Here is an 18,350-nt window from a genome sequence, read left to right as displayed (position 1 = left end):
GTTGGCCTGTGTTGGCGTTCGGTTCGGTTCCGCACAAAAGTTCAACTCAGTCCTTTTACGTGCGGCACCGCACAGACTGGTGACGTTGCATGCTTTAAAAGCTTTTTGCGCTTGAAAAAAAACTAAGCATTTGCCAGAGGGAATCCGATAGCGAAGGTCGTGCCGACGCCCGGCACGCTCCATCCCGAAATCTAGCCGCCATGCGCCGCGACCACCTGCCTCACCATGGCAAAACCGAAGCCATGGTTGGGACCGCGTGGCGGCTCGCGATTGGCCGGCTCCACTTCGAACTCCTGTCCAGATGGTGAGGGGCCGTCCAGTCCGACGTCCACGCCGGGTTCGGCTCGGCGGGCAAGCAAGTTATCAAGTTTGGCGGCCGACATGCCCGTTCCTTCGTCATGAATGGTGGCGACCGCCTCGCGGTCTGTCTCTACGATGCATCGCACCCTGATGGTGGAGCCGGGAGGACTGTGCCGGATGGCGTTTTCAAGCACGTTGACGAAGGCCCGCGTCAGCATGCCGCCGTCCGCGCGAACGAGGTCGGGGTGGCCGTTCGCCGAACTCAGCAGCACGCGCACATTGCGAGCTTTCGCGGACGAAACGAGCGCCTCGATGCTTTGGGCCAACAACGAAGAAAGGCTCGCCACGGAAAATCGGTAGTCGCGTGCTTCAGACGTGCTGCTGCTGATGAAATTTTGCGCCAGTGTCATGGTTCGCTCGGCCTCGTGCCGGACGCCCGACACCAGTTCTGCCACACCCATGCGCGACGGCTTCATCTCGAACAGTTCCAGCAGGCTCAGGAGATTGATCTGCGGACTGCGCAGGTCATGCCAAAGAAAGTTTAGCCAGTCAGCGCGCTCCCGTTCCGCCTGCCGCTGCTGCGTGAGCTCGCGAAGCACAACGATCCAGGCGCCCGGCGCCTGATTAAGTGGGTCGCCGAGGCGCGCCGCATCGATTTGAAAGATCTTGCCTTGCGGCGTGCTGTATTCGCCACCGAGCGCCTGCGTCCAATGCCCATCCATGCCGGGGTGCCGGACGTTTGCATTGACCGTCATGCGCTTGACGAGCAACGGAAGGCTCTCGTTGACCAGTGAGCCGACCAGAGACTCTGGAAGCAGCGCCATGGCCGCTGCATTCAGCTGGGAAATAGTCCCGTCTAATCTGCAGATGAGAATGGCGATGGGGAGTCGTTCCAGGCCCTGTTGGGTGAACGTTTGCAAACGCACGAGCCGCAAGATCGCGTGATCGAGCGCGCCGATATAGCGATCGATCGTGTCGCTCCCGCCTAACTTGGGCGGGGCGCCGGGGTCGAAGGTTCCCGCTGGGACCTGGCTCAACGAGACGATGTGCGCCTTGAGAAAGCCGAGCACCTTGTTCATGTGTTGCCAGGTCCACAACACATAGGCAGCCCCGATCCCGATTCCGAAGAACGAGGGCGGTATCCAGACGCGCACGAAGCGCAGCGCTCCCAAGCTGAGTAAAAGCGCGACAACGAGGCCCACGATACCCACCAATGGCGCGGCCTTCGACATTGTTTCAAACCAGAAAAAAGAAATCCAGATGAACAGAGCGAGACACGCGTACAGCGCGAACGGCGTGGCCACGGCCACCTGTGTACCCTGTTGAAGCGAGTCGATGAAGCTGGCGTGCACCTCGGTAGACGACACCAAGACGGCCCCCTTCTCACCCGCAACGTACATCGGCAGACCAATCGCCGAGCCAAGCGACGGACCCACGAGCACGGTGCGTCCCCTGAACTGGTCGGGGCGAAAGTTGCCTTCGAGCACTTGAAAGTAGGGTGTAGATGAATGCGCTGTTCCGCCCCTGAAGTGAGCCCCAATGCGCAACTGCGTGGTATTCGCAACCGCCTGACGCACTTCCGGAGACGGACCGACCAGCGCACCCAAGTAGGGCAGCAAGGAGTCTGGCTTCCCCGAAAAAAGACGAATGAAGCGCACCGACTCGCTCGTACCCCTCGACGCAAGGTTTGCGTGTCCGATGCCCTGAACCATTGGCGCAAATCTTCGCGTTCGAAAGCGCAGGCTGGCGTTCTGGTCCAAAAGGGCCGCCGATTGCCCGTCGCGAACCTTTAAAAAGACAGGTGCAAGCCTCAGCGAATTTCCGAGAGCGACGTCGTCGTCGCCAGCTTGCATCGGCACGCCGAGCCTGAAGTTAAGCACAACCGCCTTGGGTGCCTGCTTGGCAAGTTGCTGCAGAAATCTTGTGTGGACCGATTCCGGCCAAGGCCAAGGCCCCAGTTTTTTCAGGCTTTCATCATCGATGGAGATGATCTCGACGGCGGATTCGGCCGGGGGCGGAAAGGCGGCCATCCCCCAGTCGTACACCATCTCATCCGCCGCAAGCGGTGCAACCGGATCGACATTCCAAACGATCAGGAGAGGCAACAGTACTGCTAGCAAAAACTGCGGCACGACATTGCGTCGTGAAATGCGTCGGAGTGCCTCCCAATACCTATGCAGGAACATCATCGCCAATCGTCAAACCGATGTGCGTCATCGAAAGACCATACCCCTTTTGCACAGACCGTCTACAGTTGAAAAAGCTTTTTTCGACCCCCGACAACTTTCGGCGCAGTTTTAAGATCCTGTTGTCCAGTAGGCGGATGTTCCCGTCTTGCAAACCCTGGATGGTTGCGTCCGGCAGATAGGCCCGCAAGATCACGCGACCCAAATTGTGAAAGGGTCAAACGGTTAGGCCGAATTCGTGAGGCAGCTGCCAGTCGCCGATGGTTGCGAGCCATTTCCGGCCTGTTGTCCAGCGCTCTCACCAACAGCTGCATCCGGATGGAGTCGTCCTTAAACAACGCTGTACGCAAGTTCGCCTCCTGTCTATTTACGATTGTTGACGAACCGCCTGACTAAATCTGCGCGACGAAAGCGATCCGGCTACCACTCACCCATTTCGCGCACGCGCTGATCGGGAGCCAGCGCAGCAAAGCGCTCTTGCGCCCGCTTTTCGACCTTGGCCGGCGCGCCGGTGAGCGCAGAAATACAGCGCGCGAGCATCTGGGCCGTACGCGACGGCTGGCGCGTGGCGGGGCGTGCGTAGCGGACTCGATGGGTGCGGCTGTTCATGGAAAGCTCCGGAAGTTGGAATCCCATGATCGGCGTTGCCGATTGCAAACGCCATCGACTGCGCGTGACCTTGTTGGCACTTTGCGCAGAGGGCTCGGTGGCCGCAACGACGCGGGTGGCAAACCGTGCGCAACTGCACAAGCCGACTGAAGTACTGTCAGGTCATGTCTGACTCTGGTCTGTGCGCAAGCGTACGGACACCTTCAATCAATGCCGGTACCGTCAAATCATTACTGCGTTTGTGGCGGGGTCAACATGCGAATAGCGATTCTGGAAGACGAGCCGGTCCAAATGGCGTTGCTGGTCGCAATTTTGGAAAACTCGGCGCCGTCTTCGCACGCCGAGACGACCTGTTCCTGCTTCGACAATGGCGACGATCTTCGCCGCGCACTGGGCCGCGAGAAGTTCGACCTTCTTATCCTCGATTCGACGACCGAAGGAATGACCAGCCTGAACATTGTTCGCTGGCTACGCAGCTTTCAGCAGTCGATGTCACCCGTGATCATGCTGAGCGCGCGCGGGTCGGAGCGCGAAGTGGCCGAGGCACTGACAGTGGGTGCCAACGACTACGTCATCAAGCCGTTCAGGCCGGTCGAGATGCTGGCACGGGTGAACCGGTTTCGGCCGCCTGAGACCAACGCGCGGAGCGCAGCAGAAACCTTTGGCGACTGGACGTTTCTGCACGACAGCGCATTCGTGGTCTTTGCAGGGCCACCCGAACAAATCGTCGAACTGAAAGAGCACCATTTCAGCCTGGCGCTCGCCTTGTTTCGAAATCTCGGGCACATCGTGACGCGATTCGAGTTGCTCGAAGCGACCAACCAGAACTTGAGAACGATGAACACCCGCATTCTGGACAACCAGATCTTCATCATGCGCCGTCGACTCGCACTCGAGGCCCATGGATTGCATTTGCAGACGATCTACGGCGCCGGATATCGCCTCGCGCCGATGCCGGTCCCGGCCGCGATCCCGGCTTGACTCGACACCGGCAGCAGATTGTTCTCAGCGCTCCATCCCGCCTCTGATCGTCGTCCGTCACTCTACCGTCACGCTTTTGGCCAGGTTGCGCGGCTTGTCGACATCGGTCCCGCGCGCGCAGGCGGTGTGATACGCCAGCAGCTGAAGCGGCACGACGTGCAGCAAAGGCGACAGCGCACCGTAGTGCTCCGGCATGCGGATCACGTGCAGGCCCTCGCTGTTCTCGATGCGCGTGTCGGCATCGGCCAGCACATAGAGCACGCCGCCGCGCGCGCGCACTTCCTGCAGGTTGCTCTTGAGCTTTTCGAGCAGCGCGTCGTTAGGTGCGACCGTCACGACCGGCATCTCGCTCGTCACCAGCGCGAGCGGGCCGTGTTTGAGTTCGCCAGCGGCATAGGCCTCGGCGTGGATGTAGGTCACCTCTTTCAGCTTCAGTGCGCCCTCGAGCGCGATCGGGTAATGCGGCCCGCGGCCTAGAAACAAGGCGTTTTCCTTGCGTGCGAAGTCTTCAGACCACGCGATGATTTGCGGTTCGAGCGCCAGCACAGACTGCAGCGCCACGGGTAGATGCCGCATCTCTTTCAGGTAGCGCGCTTCGTCGTCGGACGTTAGGCGACCCTTGGCCTTTGCCAGTGCGAGCGTCAACAAGAACAGGCCAGCCAGTTGGGTCGTAAACGCCTTGGTAGATGCCACGCCGATCTCGATGCCGGCCCGCGTGATGTACGCCAGCTTGCACTCGCGCACCATGGCGCTGGTCCCGACGTTGCAGATCGTCAGTGTATGCGCCATGCCCAGAGCGCGCGCGTGCTTGAGTGCGGCCAGCGTGTCGGCGGTTTCGCCGGACTGCGTGATGGTGACGACCAGCGTTTTGGGGTCGGGCACCGAGTCGCGATAGCGGTACTCGCTGGCGATCTCGACCTGGGTCGGGATTTTGGCGATGCCTTCGAGCCAGTACTTGGCAGTGCAGCCGCTGTAGTAGCTGGTTCCGCACGCCAGTATCAACACCTTGTCGATGTCCTTGAAAACGCGGTGCGCGCTGGCACCGGTTTTGCCGTCGTGGCCGATGCCGTCGAACAGTTCCGGCACGATGCCTTCGACGCCTTCTAGCGTGTCGGCGATGGCGCGCGGCTGCTCGAATATTTCCTTTTGCATGTAGTGCCGATACGGGCCGAGTTCGACCGCGCCGCTGTGCGCAAGCACGGTGCGAACCGGTCGCTTGCTGGTGCCGACACTCTTGTGCGCACGGTCCACGATCCAGTATTTGCCCGGCTGCAGATCGACCACGTCGCCTTCTTCGAGATAGACGATTTGATCGGTCACGCCGGCCAGCGCCATCGCATCGCTCGCCAGGAAGTTCTCGGCTCCGTCTTTGCCGACGCCGAGGATGAGCGGCGAGCCGGCTCGCGCGCCGACCACACGCTGCGGCTCGTCCCGGCAGATCACGGCGATGGCATAGGCGCCCTGCAGTTGCAACACCGCAGCCTTGACCGCATCGAACAGATCGCCGTCGTAGAGGCTGTCGATCAGATGCGCGATCACTTCGGTATCGGTCTGGCTCGAAAAGACATAGCCGCGGGCCTGCAACGCGGCGCGCAATGCATCATGGTTTTCGATGATGCCGTTGTGCACGAGCGCCACGCGCGCTGGCTTGCGGCTGTCGATGCCTTCGCCCGCACCATGGCTGAAATGCGGATGGGCGTTGTGCACGACCGGCGCGCCATGCGTGGCCCACCGCGTGTGCGCGATCCCGGTTCGGCCCTCGACATGGTCGTCATGCACCTGCACCAGCAAGTCGGCCACGCGCGATGTCGTGCGCGTCCGCGTCAGGCCGTTGGCGTGCACCGCGACGCCGCACGAGTCGTAGCCCCGGTACTCCAACCGCTGCAGTCCCTGGACCAGGATGGGAACAATGTTTCGATGGGAAGCCGCGCCGACGATGCCACACATGGGAAGGCCTTGAAAAGTGGATTCAGAAGCAGAATCGTAGTCGCTTGCTAGAAATTGATGTTTCCATAATTTCGATTTAAATGAAATTAAAGTTCAACACCCACGGTTATTAAACTTTTATTTCATAATATTTAATATTATGGAATCAATTGAACTCGATGCCTTGGACCTCCGCCTCTTGGACGCCCTGCAGCGCGATGCGTCGCAGACCAATCAACAACTCGCCGCCGATGCGCACATCTCGCCACCCACATGTCTCCGGCGCGTGCAGCGCCTGCGCAAGGCCGGCTTCATCGAGCGCCAGATTGCCCTGTTGTCGCCCGATCGCCTGGCCCCGGTACTGGGACATGGCTTGCAGGCAGTGGTCGAGATCTCGCTCGATCGGCAGGGCGCCGAAGCCCTCGATGCTTTCGAGGCGCGCGTCGTCTCGGAGGACGCGGTGCAGCAGTGCTATCGCGTGTCGCCGGGGCCGGATTTCGTGCTGATCGTCGCGGCGCGCGACATGCCCGGCTACCTTGCGCTGGCGCAGCGTCTCTTTTCTGCCGACGCCAACGTGCGCAACCTGAAGGCGTTCTTCAGCCTGAAGCGAGCCAAGTTCGAGCCGAAGGTGCCGCTGGCCTGACTGCGCCGAGCCTCAGGCTTTCGGCGCCTTCTTGGGACGCGTCCAGTCACCGAAGCTCACCTGCCGTCCGCGCGACACGGTCAGCACATTCGGCTCCGTCGATTTGGTCACCGTCGAGCCGCCGCCCACCGTGCCGCCCGCGGCAATGGTGATGGGTGCGACAAGCACGCAGTTGCTACCGATGTGAACGTCGTCGCCGATGATGGTCCGGTGCTTGTTAGCGCCGTCGTAGTTGGCGGTGATGCTGCCCGCGCCGAAATTGACGCGCTCGCCGACGGTCGCATCGCCGAGGTAGGCCAGGTGATTCGCCTTGGCACCCGCCGCCAGCGTCGAGTTCTTGACCTCGACGAAATTGCCGATGTGCACGTCGGCCCCAAGCCGTGCGCCGGGGCGCAGGCGCGCGAAAGGTCCGACCAGCGCGCCGGCGCCCACCGTCACGCCCATCTTCTCGCCGTCGATGTGCGTGAAGGGATGAATCACCGCGCCCGTGTCGATGCGCGCATTGGCGATCACGCAATTGGCGCCGACGCGCACCCCCGCTCCCAGCGAGACCGCACCTTCGAACACGCAGTTGACGTCGATCTCCACATCGGCCTCGCAGAACAGCGTGCCGCGCAAATCGAAGCGCGCCGGGTCGGCCAGCCGCACGCCGGCTTCCATCAAGGTCGACGCCTGCCGCAATTGCCAGGCCCGCTCGAGCGCAGCCAACTGCGTCGGACTGTTGACGCCGGCCACCTGCAAGGCATCGGTCGTCAGTTTCGCCAGCACCGGCACACCGTCGATGGCGGCCAGCTTCACGATATCGGTCAAGTAGAACTCGCCCTGCGCGTTGCGGTTGTCCAGCCGTGCGAGCCAGTCTTTCAACAGGCGGGCCGGTACGGCCATGACGCCGCTGTAAACCTCCCGAATGGCGCGTTGCTCTTCGTCAGCGTCCTTGTGTTCGACGATCGCCTGCACCGACTCGCCATCGATATCGCGCACGATGCGGCCATAGCCGGTCGGGTCATCGAACTCGATCGTCAGCAACGCGAGCCGACGGCCGGCGCTGGTTTCGAGCAATGCGCGCAGCGTATCGGCGCCGATCAGCGGCACGTCTCCGGAGAGCACCAGCACCGTGCCGTCGTCGGGCAACACGGGCATCGCCTGCTGCACGGCGTGGCCGGTACCGAGCTGCGGCACCTGCCGCACGAACTGGAGCGGCACCGCGGCGTTGCTGCTGCCGATGGCCTGCTCCACTTCGGCCGCGCCATGGCCTGTGACAACCACGACGTTGCGAGCGCCGATTTGCGCGGCCGTCTGGATGACATGCGAGAGCAGCGCGCGCCCACCCAGACGGTGCAACACTTTGGGCAAACTGCTCTTCATGCGCGTGCCGCGGCCGGCCGCCATTACGACGACGTCGACCGGCTCGTCGATCTCTTGTTGCGGAATCTGATTCATGCGTCTTTTTTACCGAATGCGTTGCACCCGGATGAGCGGAATTATCGCGGCGCTGGCGTTCGGCGCCGTGCTCACCGGCTGCAGCGCCATCAAGCTCGCCTACAACAACCTGCCCGAGGTCGCCTACTGGTGGCTCGATGGCTATGTCGACTTCAGCGGGGCCCAGACGCCCAAGTCAAAGGACGACCTCACGGCGTTGCTCGCCTGGCATCGGGAAACCGAGTTGCCCAAGATCGTCGCCGTGCTGCAAAAAGCGGAGGCCCTGGCGCCCAACGACATCACGTCGGCGCAGGCGTGCGAACTGGTGGGCGATGTCCGAACGCGTCTAGTAGCAGCAGCCGAACGGGCGGAAGCGCCGGGCGCGGCGCTCGCCGTCACGCTGAGCGAGGCTCAGTTGCAAACCCTGGCGCGCAAGTACGCGAAGAACGACGCCGAATACGTGAAAGACTGGGTCGATCGCACACCGGCGCAGCAGCAGGAAAAACGCTACGACAAGTTTCTGGAACAGAACGAGGATTTCTACGGCCGCCTGGACAACGACCAGCGCGACCTTTTGAACCGCCTCACGGCGCAGTCGATGTTCGATGCAAAGCGGGTCGATGCCGAGCGCCGCAAACGCCAGCAGGAAGCACTCGTGTTGCTGCGCAGGTTCAACGCCGAGCGCACCTCGGCCGCAGACGCGCAACCGGTGATCCACGCTTACGTGCAACGCATCGCCGAGCCTCGGCCCGGTGCATGGCGCGACTACCAGCAAGGCATGCTGGAGGAAGGCTGCCGGTACGTCGCCACGCTGCATAACGCCACGCGACCGGAGCAGCGCCAGAAAGCCGTGCAACGGCTGCGCGCTTATCAAACCGATCTGCGCGACCTCGCCGCCAGGTAGGCGATCTCGAATGACCCGACCATCGCCGTGAACGGCATCGACGTTGGTTCAACCCGCCAGCGTCGTGGCAGCGTCCCACGTGTACGTTGCGCCGAAGCCGTCCCATGGCTCCATCACGATGCGCTGACCCGCTTCGACCGTCATCGACTCGCCGGGTGCCAGCACGACGTCCTCGCTGCCCCACTTATCGGTGGCGTCGCGTGTGACCCAGACCCGGCCTTGCCGCACGCGCAACACGCTGGTGCTCGCTGCCTTGAGACTGGCTGCCTGACCGACCGGAAGCTGCCAGGCGCCGCGGCGCACCGCCAGCGGAACCGCGGCGGCCCGAACCGGCAGCGACAGAGGCGAAAGCGAAGACGTGGTGTAAGCGGCAGCCATGGTGTTCTCCTGAACGGTGTTGCCGAAGCGCCTTGACATCAATAGCGCGATTCGGGAATGAATGATCTCCTCTCCTCCGTTGGCGGTCCAATGAAAACGCGGTAGCCTATTGATTCCGTTTTCGCATCAATCGATATGCAGCACTCCCAAACTCATCTGCGCTCCCGGCCGATTTCGGCAGGCAATCTGCGCGCCTTCGAAGCCGTGGCGCGGCACCTCAACTTTCGTGCCGCCGCCGAAGAGATGGCGCTGACGCAATCGGCTGTGAGCCGGCAAATTCAGGCGCTCGAAGAAGAAGTGGGGGTGAGTCTGTTCCTGCGCCATACACGCGCCGTCGAGCTGACGAGTGCCGGCGCGCAGCTGCTGCTGTCGGTGCAGCAATCGTTGCCGCGCATCGACGGCGCGGTGCGGCAGATCCGGCAAAGCGCGGGACGCAAAAGCGTGTCGCTCACCACCTTCGCCTCGTTCGCCTCGATGTGGCTTATCCCCCGGCTCGAAGCCTTTCAGCGCGACCATCCCGATATCGACATCCGCATCGACGCCAGCGACACGGCGGTCGATCTCGAAGTGGCCGACGTCGATATGGCATTGCGCTATGGCACGGGCGCCCACATGCCCGCGGGATCGATACGGCTTTTTGGCGAAACGCTGACACCGGTCGCCAGCCCCTGGCTCATCAAGAGCGGAGCGCCCATCAAGACGCCGGCAGACATCGCGCGCTTTGCGCTGATCGAAGCTGGCGACGCGCACCGCACGCACCTCGAATGGCTGACCTGGCGCCGCTGGTTCGAAGTACACGGGCTCGACCGCGCGCAACCCAAGCGCTGGCTCTACTTCAACTACGCCTACCAGATGGTGCAAGCCGCGCTGACCGGCCAGGGGCTGGTGCTTGCGCGCAGCTCGCTCATTTCCGAAAGTCTGGCCAACGGCGATCTCGTCGAGGTGCTGCCGCAACACCGCATGGACTCACCGATGGCCTACTGGCTGATCGTCGGGCCGCGCAATGCGATGCGTCCGGAGATCAAGGCGTTTTGCGAGTGGCTGGAGCTGCAGGCCGCCACGACGCGCGGTGTCATCGGTGAAGCGCCTGACCCGGATACCGTCGACTACATCGATTAGAGCGTCGACGGGGGCTTTCGATTCGGCTTCAGCCGACTGGCCAGACCACGCCGTTATCGTTCAGGATCGCATCGAGCGGCATGTCATGGGCCTCGGGCTCCAGGTCGTCCAGAAAACCTTGCGTGAAGCCGAGTCCCACCGTGAACGGCCGCGGTTGCAGCGTCGCCAGCGTGCGGTCGTAGAAGCCACCACCGTAACCCAGCCGATAGCCGCCCGCGCTGTAGCCGAGGCAAGGCACGAAGAGCAGCGTCGGCACGATCATCTCTGTGTCTTTCGGCTTAGGGATGTCGTAAGCATCGTTTTCCATCGGGCACCCCGGGTACCACGAGTGAAAAGTCAGCGTCTTGTGCACACGGTCGACCACCGGCAGGCCGATGCGGCGGCGATGCGGTTCATCGAGCAGTTCGCCGTCTTCTTTCCAGCGATGCAGTGCCGGCAACGGGTCGAACTCACCCTTGATCGGCCAATAGGCGCCGATGACGGTGTCGGGCCTTCCGACCAGCCAGATGCGCATCACGCGCTGCAAAAGATCGGCGCGCTGTAGCCGGTCGGGCAAGGCCAGACGTTGTTCGATCAAGGCTGCGCGCAATTGCGCTTTGAGAAATGCAGCCGTTTCCGACCGGTTTTCTCCGGCGTTTCCATCGTGTGCTTTGTCCATAATCCCGCTATGCAGTTTCGAAGCATTTTGGCACCCCAACGCTTGCGCCCGCGTTCCTCTTCTTCCGTCGCGATTTCTGTCGCAGGTTCGGCCGTTGTGCTCGCACTTGCTGCCGTGCTGCAACCGGCTTGCGCCCAAACCGGCAACGACGACGTCATGCTGCAAATGAAGCAGGCGTTTCAACGTGGAGACAAGGGCCGCCTCACCGCCTTGCTGCCGCAAGCCCGCGGCAGCGCGCTCGAACCGTGGGCCGCTTATTGGGAACTCAAGGCGCGCCTCCAAGAGGCCAGCCCGCTCGAGGTGCAAGACTTTCTGATCCGCTACGCCGGCACTTATCAAGAAGACCGGTTGCGCAATGACTGGCTGCTGGTGCTCGGGCAACGTCGCGACTGGGACGGCGTGGCCGGCATGCATCCCTCCTACAGAATGGGCGACGACGCGCAGGTGCGCTGCTATGCCATCCTGTCGAGCCTGGCCCGGACCGGTGCGCCGACGCAAGAGCAAGCGGACCTGGTTCGCAAGAGCTGGCTGGTCCAGCGCGACGCCGACGATGGTTGCCTCACCGCTGCCGACCGCATGATCTCGGCGCGCTTGATGTCGCCGAACGACGCCTGGAAGAAGGCTCGGCTCTCGATCGAAGCCAATCGTCCGCAGGCCGCGCGCAACGCCGTCAATCTGGTGGCGCCCGACGCGGTGCCGCTGTTCGACGAGCTGAATGCCAGCGCGCCCAAGTTCCTGATCGGACGCGCCTTCGTCGCCGCCAAGTCGCGCAAGGAACTGGTGGTGTTGGCGCTCATCAAGACCGCCATCGCCGACCCGGAAATGGCCGCGGCGCAACTCGACAGCAAATGGGGGCCGATGTTGTCGCCCGAAGAGCGCAACTGGCTGTGGGGCGCTATCGGCCGGCAAGCTGCCAGCAAGCTTTCGCCGCTGGCGAACAGCTACTTTGCCAACGTGACGAAGAACAGCGACCTCTCCGACGACATGCTCGGCTGGAAGGTGCGCGCAGCCCTTCGCAACGCGCAATGGAAAGACGTGCAGGCCGCCGTCAATGCGATGAGCGAAGAAGCGCAGCTTGATCCGACCTGGGTCTACTGGAAAGCCCGTGCGCTTACCGGACTGGGGGGCGAGCAAAACAAGGCCCAGGCCAGCATGCTCTACAACACCATCGCAGGCACGCGTGGCTTTTACGAACTGCTGGCGCTCGAAGAGCTCGGTCAACGCGCCGCAGTGCCGACCCGTCCGTCGCCGCTCACGCCCGAAGAAAAAGCCGCGGCCCGCGCCAACCCCGCGTTGAACCGCGCGCTCTATGCCATCGCAACGGGCCTTCGCCCCGAAGGCACCCGCGAGTGGAATTACGCGACCAACCTGCACGACAAAGGCGGCATGGACGACCGCGCGCTGCTGGCAGCCGCAGACCTGGCCTGCCAACGCGAGGTGTGGGACCGCTGCATCAACACCAGCGAGCGGACCAAGGGCGTGATCGATGTGGACCAACGTTTTCCGATGCCGTTTCATGACACCGTGATACGCAAGAGCCAGGAGATCGGCCTCGACCCGGCTTACGTTTACGGTCTGATTCGCCAAGAGAGCCGCTTCATCATGGACGCGCGATCGGGCGTCGGCGCCTCGGGCCTGATGCAGGTGATGCCGGCCACCGCCAAGTGGACGGCGAACAAGATCGGCATGACCGGCTTCACGCCCGGCCAGCTCAACGACCGCGAAACCAACATCACCATCGGCACCAACTACCTGAAGCTCGCGCTCGATGACTTCAGCGGCTCGATGGCACTGGCCGCCGCGGCCTACAACGCCGGGCCGGGTCGGCCACGCAGCTGGCGCAACGGACCGACCATGGATGCCGCCATCTGGGCCGAGAACGTGCCCTTCACCGAGACACGCGACTACGTGAAGAAGGTGCTGGCCAACACCACGAATTACGCCGCGTTGTTGACCGGTCAGCCGCAATCTTTGAAGGCCCGCCTGGGCACCATCGGCCCGCGCGACGAGCGCGTGCCCGAGCCCGTCAAGGACCTGCCCTGAATCGATGACTACTGAAGGTTTTATGCGCAAACTCTACGTCGGCAACAAGAACTACTCGTCCTGGTCGATGCGGCCCTGGGTCCTGATGAAGCAGGCCGGCATTCCGTTCGACGAGGTCATGGTCCGCTTCGATTCCTTCGACCGCGGATCGCACTTCAAGAACGCCATTGGCGCGCTCAATCCTGCAGCCCGCGTGCCGGTGCTGGTCGACGGCGAACTGGTGGTGTGGGACACGCTGGCCATCGCCGAATACCTGGCCGAAACCTTCCCTGAAAAGGCGTTGTGGCCACGGCTCGCCAACGACCGCGCGCGGGCTCGCAGCATCTGCGCCGAAATGCACTCGGGCTTTGGCGGGCTGCGCGGCCATTGCGGCATGAACATCGAGGCGTCGCTGCCCGAAGTCGGCGCAAGGCTCATGCGCGACGAGCCGACCGTCAAAAACGACCTCGACCGCATCGTGCAGATGTGGACCGGCCTGCTCGAACGCCACGGCGGCCCCATGTTGTTCGGCCACTTCACTATCGCCGACGCGTACTTCGCGCCGATCGGCTCGCGCATCAAGACTTACGGCCTGCCGGTGCCCGAATCGGTCACCGACTACATCGAGCACGTGCAAGCGCTGCCAGGCGTCAAGGCATGGATCGACGACGCGCTCGTGGAAGAAGACTTCCTCGCTTTCGAAGAGCCCTACCGTACTGCGCGCTGAGGGAGTACTGAGGACGCGAGCGCCTGCCTAAACTCGCAGGATGCAAACTTATCTCGTCGGCGGTGCGATCCGCGATGCTCTGCTCGGCCGGCCCGGCGGCGATCGCGACTGGCTGGTCGTTGGCAGCACGCCCGAAGAGATGGCGGGGTTGCGCTACATCCCGGTCGGCCGTGACTTCCCGGTGTTTCTGCACCCGAAAACGCACGAGGAGTACGCATTGGCCCGCACCGAGCGCAAGAGCGCGCCGGGCTACCGCGGCTTCGTCGTACACGCCTCGCCCGACGTCACGCTCGAACAGGATCTGGCGCGCCGCGATTTGACGATCAACGCGATCGCACTTGCCGCCGGGCAAGCCGACGTGGCACACCTTGCCGATCTCCGCATCGAGGCGCTCGTCGACCCCTTCAACGGCCAGCGCGACCTGCACGACAAGGTGCTGCGGCACGTGACCGACGCGTTCCGCGAAGACCCGGTGCGCATCATCCGCGTGGCCCGTTTCGCTGCCCGCTTCTCAGACTTCACTATCGCGCCCGAGACGATGGCCTTGATGTGCGAGATGGTCTCCGCTGGAGAGGTCGACGCGCTGGTGCCCGAACGGGTTTGGCAAGAGCTGGCGCGCGGCCTGATGGAGAGCACACCTTCGCGCATGTTCGAGGTGCTTCGCGAGTGCGGCGCGCTCGCCGTGCTGCTGCCTGAAGTCGATCGCCTGTGGGGCGTGCCGCAACCCGTCGCACACCATCCTGAAGTCGACACCGGCGTGCACTTGATGATGGTGCTCGACATGAGCGCGCGGCTCGAGGCACCGCTGGCCGTGCGCTTCGCCTGCCTGACACACGACCTCGGCAAAGGCACGACAGCGGTCGACGTGCTGCCGCGCCACATCGGCCACGAACAGCGCAGCGCCAAATTGCTGCGGGCCGTGTGCGACCGCTGGCGGGTGCCGGTCGAACTGCGCGAGCTGGCCGATGTGGTGGCGCGCGAGCACGGCAACATTCACCGCAGCGGTGAACTGAACGCGGCTTCGGTCGTGCGGCTGCTGGAGCGCTGCGATGCGTTTCGCAAGCCGGGCCGCTTCGACCAGGTCCTGCTGGCGTGCGAGTGCGATGCACGCGGCCGGCTGGGACTCGAAGAGCGGCCCTATTCGCCGCGCGACCGGCTGAACCACGCCCTCGCCGTCGCGCTGGGCGTGGCAACAGACGTCGTCGCACGAGAGGCGCAGGCGGCAGGCGCCACCGGCCCGAAGATTGGTGAGGCCATCGCCCGCGCACGAATCGCCGCCGTCGGCGAAGCGCTCGCATCGGTCGAGTGAGCACGGTCACGGTCTGCCGTGGGAGCCTGCTCGGGGATTTGCGGCATTGACCGACGCCGCTGAAGCCTGGCTGCTGCTAAGGTGACAAGCGATGCAGCTACCACCCCGCCTCACACCCGACGCCGCCCTCTTTCTCGATTTCGACGGCACGCTCGTGGCCATCGCCGACACGCCCGAAGCGGTCGAAGTGCCGACTGCGCTGGTGCCATTGCTGCACGACCTGCACGGCTTGCTCGGCGGCGCGCTGGCGGTGGTGTCGGGCCGACAGATCGATGTACTCGACCGCTTTCTTGCGCCATTGCGATTGCCAGCGGCCGGCGAGCATGGCGTGCAGCGCCGCAGCGCCGAAGGCCATATCGACGAGCAGCGCGCGCCCGATCTCACTCTGATTCTCGAGTCCGCCAACGAACTGGCGCGGGTTCATGAAGGCCTGCTGGTCGAACGCAAACATGCCGCGGTCGCTCTGCACTACCGCATGGCGCCGCAGCTCGAAGCGGTATGCCGCGATGCGATGGCGCGCGCTATCAATGGGCAGCCCCAGTTCGAACTGCTGCACGGCAAATTCGTCTTCGAGGTGAAGCCAGCCGGCGTCAACAAGGGCACTGCCATCGCCGCTTTCATGCGGGAGGAGCCGTTTGCAGGTCGCGTGCCCGTCTTCGCCGGCGACGACACGACGGACGAGACCGGCTTTGCCATCGTGCAGCCGCTCGGCGGTGTCGCCATCAAGGTGGGATCGGGTCCGAGCCAGGCGCTGCATCGACTCGATTCGCCACGCGCCGTGTACGAGTGGCTGGTGCAGGCGCGCGATCTGCTGGCCGAGCCAAGAAAGAACGCCAGCTGATGGGTCGCCTCGTCGTCATTTCCAATCGCGTGGCCGACCCACGGAAACCCGCTGCCGGCGGCCTGGCGGTCGCACTCGGCGAATCGTTGCAACAGACCGGCGGACTCTGGTTCGGCTGGAGCGGCCACATCGTCGAAGGCGGCACGGCCGGCGAAGGCGAAGTGCACAAGCAGCAGGCCGGCCCGGTCACGCTCGCGATGATCGATCTCAGCCGCGAGGATCACGACAGCTACTACCTCGGCTACAGCAACGATGTGCTGTGGCCCGTGTTCCATTACCGGCTCGACCTGGCGCACTTCGACGCCGGCTTCATCGGAGGGTACCGGCGCGTCAACCAGCTGTTCGCACGCAAGGTGATGCCGATGTTGAAGCCGGACGACATCATCTGGATTCACGACTACCACCTGATTCCGCTGGCGGCTGAACTGCGCGCCATGGGATGCAAGCAGCGCATGGGCTTCTTCCTGCACATTCCGCTGCCTCCGCAAGAGATCATGGCGGCCATCCCGCAGCACGAGTGGCTCGTGCGATCGCTCTTCGCTTTCGATCTGATCGGGTTGCAAACCCACCAGGACGTCCAGCACTTCGAGCGCTATGTCATCGGCGAAGCGCACGGCGAGGCGCTGGGCGACGACATGTATCGCGCTTTCGGGCAGACGGTGCGCTGCAGCGCCTTCCCCATCGGGATCGACGTGGACGAGTTCGCAGCGCTGACGCATGCGAAGGAAGGCCGCGAGATGTACGAGACGATGAAGCGCGAGTACTCGAGCCGTCGCCTCTTGCTCGGCATCGACCGGCTCGATTACTCCAAAGGCATTCCACAGCGGGTGAGGAGCTTTCGGGAGCTGCTCGCAAACTACCCGGAGAACCGCCGCAGCGCGACGCTGATCCAGATCGCCTCGCCCACACGAGAGAGCGTCGACGCTTACGCCGACATCCGGCGCGAGCTCGAATCGCTGTGCGGCGCCATCAACGGCGACTACGGCGAGCTCGACTGGATGCCGGTGCGCTACATCCACCGCATGGTGGCACGCAAGCGCGTGCCGGGGCTGTGCCGCGCGGCGGCCGTCGGGCTGGTCACGCCGTTGCGCGACGGCATGAACCTGGTCGCCAAGGAATATGTGGCAGCGCAAGACCCTGCTGATCCCGGCGTGCTGGTGCTGTCACGTTTTGCCGGGGCGGCAGAGCAGCTGAAGGAAGCGCTGCTGGTCAACCCGTACGACACGCACGGCACGGCAGAGACGGTGCAGCAGGCGCTGCACATGCCACTGGAAGAACGTCGGCAGCGGCACCAGAAGTTGCTGGCACGCATTCGCGAGCAGGACATCCACTGGTGGCGGCGCAGCTTTCTGGCGGCGTTGAACGAGGCGACTGGCAAGGGCTGAGCTTCGACCCAGATCACGCGCGGTTGGGGCCGATCACCTGCGTCAACCGGATGACATCGGCGATGCGATCTGGATGCTTCCGCATACCGACCACCGCTCGGGTAACAACCAGCGCATCGCGGGGTTGGGCGGCATGTGAACCTGACCCTCATACGTTTTCAGTAACAAGATGTGTGGTCAAATCCTCGTCCGGCCAAGGTTTGAACGAGAGTGCGAAATGAAAAGTTCGATAGCTGTTTTGTGCGTTGCTGCGCTCGTCTGCGGATGCGCGACCCGTCCGGCGGCGGGCCCGGGCTCCGGCCTTGGCGCGAACTACGTGCCAAACGTCACCACCCCGGCTCAGGTGACAGAGGTCTACGACGCCGACGTGGACAAGTGCCAACGCGAGGCACGCGGCTATACCTTCGTCAGACCAACCGAACACGACGGGGCACTGTTTTTCGTGGACGTATTGACAATGGGTGCCGTGGTCGGCGCGACTGTCGCGACGGTCGGTCGTTCAGTCGCTCCCGTCATCACGGCAATTGGTTGGACCGGGGGGGCTCTTTATGGTTTCGACTACTTCGTCTATTCGCCGCAACGCGCTGCCTGGCGCTCCAAGCAAGAGACGGTGATGATGAACTGCATGGCCCGCCGCGGCTATGAGAACGCAGATCCTTCCGTTACCGTGACTTGGCGCCCGCGGGCTCCGAACCCCGCGCTGTCGTTCCGTCGCACGGGCGTCGACACTTACAACGCCGAAAAGCTTGCCAAGGCCCGCAGTTGCGCCGCAATGCCGCTTGCGACATTGGTGGAAAAGGGCCCTGGCTTTGAGCGCTATACGTTGGCCTGTAACAGCGGGCAGACCCTGGCGGTGCGCTGCGACTTCGGCAACTGCCGCGCATCGTGACGCGCAGGCGCACCACCTGAGGCCTGCCCCCTCCTTGGTGGCTCCCGATTTTCT

16 protein-coding genes are annotated in these 18,350 nt (G+C 63.5%); 10 read left to right on the top strand and 6 right to left on the bottom strand.

What is annotated here, in order from left to right; translation table 11 throughout:
* Window positions 1-191: 191 nt before the first annotated feature.
* Entirely contained in the window at window positions 192-2,489 is a 2,298-nt protein-coding gene (locus tag RCH10_RS06925; protein WP_409051988.1) for a CHASE2 domain-containing protein, read from the bottom strand.
* 417 nt (window positions 2,490-2,906) lie between these two features.
* Window positions 2,907-3,095 (bottom strand): hypothetical protein, encoded by a 189-nt coding sequence (locus RCH10_RS06920; protein ID WP_323499989.1) that lies wholly within the window; start codon window positions 3,093-3,095, stop codon window positions 2,907-2,909.
* Window positions 3,096-3,350: 255 nt separating this feature from the next.
* Here RCH10_RS06920 and RCH10_RS06915 point away from each other — a divergent pair, with 255 nt between their 5' ends.
* On the top strand, window positions 3,351-4,076 hold the full coding sequence (locus tag RCH10_RS06915) for a response regulator transcription factor (protein WP_409051823.1): 726 nt from the start codon (window positions 3,351-3,353) through the stop codon (window positions 4,074-4,076).
* Between the two features lie 57 nt (window positions 4,077-4,133).
* On the opposite strand, the gene glmS is transcribed toward RCH10_RS06915, so the two are convergent.
* Complete coding sequence (glmS, locus tag RCH10_RS06910; protein ID WP_409051822.1) at window positions 4,134-6,023, bottom strand: glutamine--fructose-6-phosphate transaminase (isomerizing); 1,890 nt, start codon at window positions 6,021-6,023, stop codon at window positions 4,134-4,136.
* Between the two features lie 139 nt (window positions 6,024-6,162).
* Between glmS and RCH10_RS06905 the strand changes: the two genes are divergently transcribed.
* Complete coding sequence (locus RCH10_RS06905; protein ID WP_409051821.1) at window positions 6,163-6,645, top strand: Lrp/AsnC family transcriptional regulator; 483 nt, start codon at window positions 6,163-6,165, stop codon at window positions 6,643-6,645.
* Between the two features lie 12 nt (window positions 6,646-6,657).
* Here RCH10_RS06905 and glmU read toward each other — a convergent pair whose 3' ends face one another.
* Complete coding sequence (gene glmU / locus RCH10_RS06900) at window positions 6,658-8,085, bottom strand: bifunctional UDP-N-acetylglucosamine diphosphorylase/glucosamine-1-phosphate N-acetyltransferase GlmU (RefSeq protein ID WP_323499995.1); 1,428 nt, start codon at window positions 8,083-8,085, stop codon at window positions 6,658-6,660.
* Window positions 8,086-8,116: 31 nt separating this feature from the next.
* Between glmU and RCH10_RS06895 the strand changes: the two genes are divergently transcribed.
* A complete protein-coding gene (locus RCH10_RS06895) occupies window positions 8,117-8,968 on the top strand; it encodes a DUF6279 family lipoprotein (RefSeq protein ID WP_409051820.1) in 852 nt (283 codons plus the stop codon).
* A 48-nt stretch (window positions 8,969-9,016) separates the two neighbouring features.
* Here the strand turns inward: RCH10_RS06895 and RCH10_RS06890 are convergent, their stop codons facing one another.
* Window positions 9,017-9,346: a DUF2917 domain-containing protein gene (locus tag RCH10_RS06890; protein ID WP_409051819.1), complete on the bottom strand. Its 330-nt coding sequence runs from the start codon at window positions 9,344-9,346 to the stop codon at window positions 9,017-9,019.
* A 135-nt stretch (window positions 9,347-9,481) separates the two neighbouring features.
* Here RCH10_RS06890 and RCH10_RS06885 point away from each other — a divergent pair, with 135 nt between their 5' ends.
* Window positions 9,482-10,465, top strand: coding sequence for a LysR substrate-binding domain-containing protein (locus RCH10_RS06885; protein ID WP_187054417.1), 984 nt, complete (start codon window positions 9,482-9,484; stop codon window positions 10,463-10,465).
* A 28-nt stretch (window positions 10,466-10,493) separates the two neighbouring features.
* On the opposite strand, the gene RCH10_RS06880 is transcribed toward RCH10_RS06885, so the two are convergent.
* Window positions 10,494-11,123: a 5-formyltetrahydrofolate cyclo-ligase gene (locus tag RCH10_RS06880; protein ID WP_409051818.1), complete on the bottom strand. Its 630-nt coding sequence runs from the start codon at window positions 11,121-11,123 to the stop codon at window positions 10,494-10,496.
* A gap of 9 nt (window positions 11,124-11,132) precedes the next feature.
* Here RCH10_RS06880 and RCH10_RS06875 point away from each other — a divergent pair, with 9 nt between their 5' ends.
* From RCH10_RS06875 to RCH10_RS06850, 6 genes are all read left to right on the top strand, one after another.
* Window positions 11,133-13,166 carry a transglycosylase SLT domain-containing protein gene (locus tag RCH10_RS06875; protein ID WP_409051817.1) on the top strand — a complete coding sequence of 678 codons (2,034 nt, stop codon included), beginning with the start codon at window positions 11,133-11,135 and terminating at the stop codon, window positions 13,164-13,166.
* A 22-nt stretch (window positions 13,167-13,188) separates the two neighbouring features.
* A complete protein-coding gene (locus RCH10_RS06870; RefSeq protein ID WP_409051816.1) occupies window positions 13,189-13,872 on the top strand; it encodes a glutathione S-transferase family protein in 684 nt (227 codons plus the stop codon).
* A gap of 40 nt (window positions 13,873-13,912) precedes the next feature.
* Window positions 13,913-15,181 (top strand): multifunctional CCA addition/repair protein, encoded by a 1,269-nt coding sequence (locus tag RCH10_RS06865; protein WP_409051815.1) that lies wholly within the window; start codon window positions 13,913-13,915, stop codon window positions 15,179-15,181.
* 91 nt (window positions 15,182-15,272) lie between these two features.
* Window positions 15,273-16,022, top strand: coding sequence for a trehalose-phosphatase (gene otsB / locus RCH10_RS06860; protein WP_409051814.1), 750 nt, complete (start codon window positions 15,273-15,275; stop codon window positions 16,020-16,022).
* Window positions 16,022-17,407, top strand: coding sequence for an alpha,alpha-trehalose-phosphate synthase (UDP-forming) (gene otsA / locus RCH10_RS06855; protein WP_187054411.1), 1,386 nt, complete (start codon window positions 16,022-16,024; stop codon window positions 17,405-17,407). The genes otsB and otsA overlap by 1 nt, the downstream gene beginning before the upstream one ends.
* Window positions 17,408-17,624: 217 nt before the next feature.
* Window positions 17,625-18,296 carry a hypothetical protein gene (locus RCH10_RS06850; protein ID WP_409051813.1) on the top strand — a complete coding sequence of 224 codons (672 nt, stop codon included), beginning with the start codon at window positions 17,625-17,627 and terminating at the stop codon, window positions 18,294-18,296.
* Window positions 18,297-18,350 lie beyond the last annotated feature (54 nt).

This window comes from Variovorax sp. GrIS 2.14 (assembly GCF_046115955.1).
In the GTDB taxonomy this organism is placed as follows: Bacteria; Pseudomonadota; Gammaproteobacteria; order Burkholderiales; family Burkholderiaceae_C; genus Variovorax.
Note: the sequence above shows the minus strand (reverse complement) of the source record. Positions and strands in the feature narration are given on the sequence as shown.

What these genes read in the sequence shown, in the direction of transcription:
- RCH10_RS06925 (WP_409051988.1), bottom strand. Translation starts at nt 2,489, where the DNA reads ATGATGTTCCTGCATAGGTATTGGGAGGCACTCCGACGCATTTCACGA.
- RCH10_RS06920 (WP_323499989.1), bottom strand. Translation starts at nt 3,095, where the DNA reads ATGAACAGCCGCACCCATCGAGTCCGCTACGCACGCCCCGCCACGCGC.
- RCH10_RS06915 (WP_409051823.1), top strand. Translation starts at nt 3,351, where the DNA reads ATGCGAATAGCGATTCTGGAAGACGAGCCGGTCCAAATGGCGTTGCTG.
- glmS (WP_409051822.1), bottom strand. Translation starts at nt 6,023, where the DNA reads ATGTGTGGCATCGTCGGCGCGGCTTCCCATCGAAACATTGTTCCCATC.
- RCH10_RS06905 (WP_409051821.1), top strand. Translation starts at nt 6,163, where the DNA reads ATGGAATCAATTGAACTCGATGCCTTGGACCTCCGCCTCTTGGACGCC.
- glmU (WP_323499995.1), bottom strand. Translation starts at nt 8,085, where the DNA reads ATGAATCAGATTCCGCAACAAGAGATCGACGAGCCGGTCGACGTCGTC.
- RCH10_RS06895 (WP_409051820.1), top strand. Translation starts at nt 8,117, where the DNA reads ATGAGCGGAATTATCGCGGCGCTGGCGTTCGGCGCCGTGCTCACCGGC.
- RCH10_RS06890 (WP_409051819.1), bottom strand. Translation starts at nt 9,346, where the DNA reads ATGGCTGCCGCTTACACCACGTCTTCGCTTTCGCCTCTGTCGCTGCCG.
- RCH10_RS06885 (WP_187054417.1), top strand. Translation starts at nt 9,482, where the DNA reads ATGCAGCACTCCCAAACTCATCTGCGCTCCCGGCCGATTTCGGCAGGC.
- RCH10_RS06880 (WP_409051818.1), bottom strand. Translation starts at nt 11,123, where the DNA reads ATGGACAAAGCACACGATGGAAACGCCGGAGAAAACCGGTCGGAAACG.
- RCH10_RS06875 (WP_409051817.1), top strand. Translation starts at nt 11,133, where the DNA reads ATGCAGTTTCGAAGCATTTTGGCACCCCAACGCTTGCGCCCGCGTTCC.
- RCH10_RS06870 (WP_409051816.1), top strand. Translation starts at nt 13,189, where the DNA reads ATGCGCAAACTCTACGTCGGCAACAAGAACTACTCGTCCTGGTCGATG.
- RCH10_RS06865 (WP_409051815.1), top strand. Translation starts at nt 13,913, where the DNA reads ATGCAAACTTATCTCGTCGGCGGTGCGATCCGCGATGCTCTGCTCGGC.
- otsB (WP_409051814.1), top strand. Translation starts at nt 15,273, where the DNA reads ATGCAGCTACCACCCCGCCTCACACCCGACGCCGCCCTCTTTCTCGAT.
- otsA (WP_187054411.1), top strand. Translation starts at nt 16,022, where the DNA reads ATGGGTCGCCTCGTCGTCATTTCCAATCGCGTGGCCGACCCACGGAAA.
- RCH10_RS06850 (WP_409051813.1), top strand. Translation starts at nt 17,625, where the DNA reads ATGAAAAGTTCGATAGCTGTTTTGTGCGTTGCTGCGCTCGTCTGCGGA.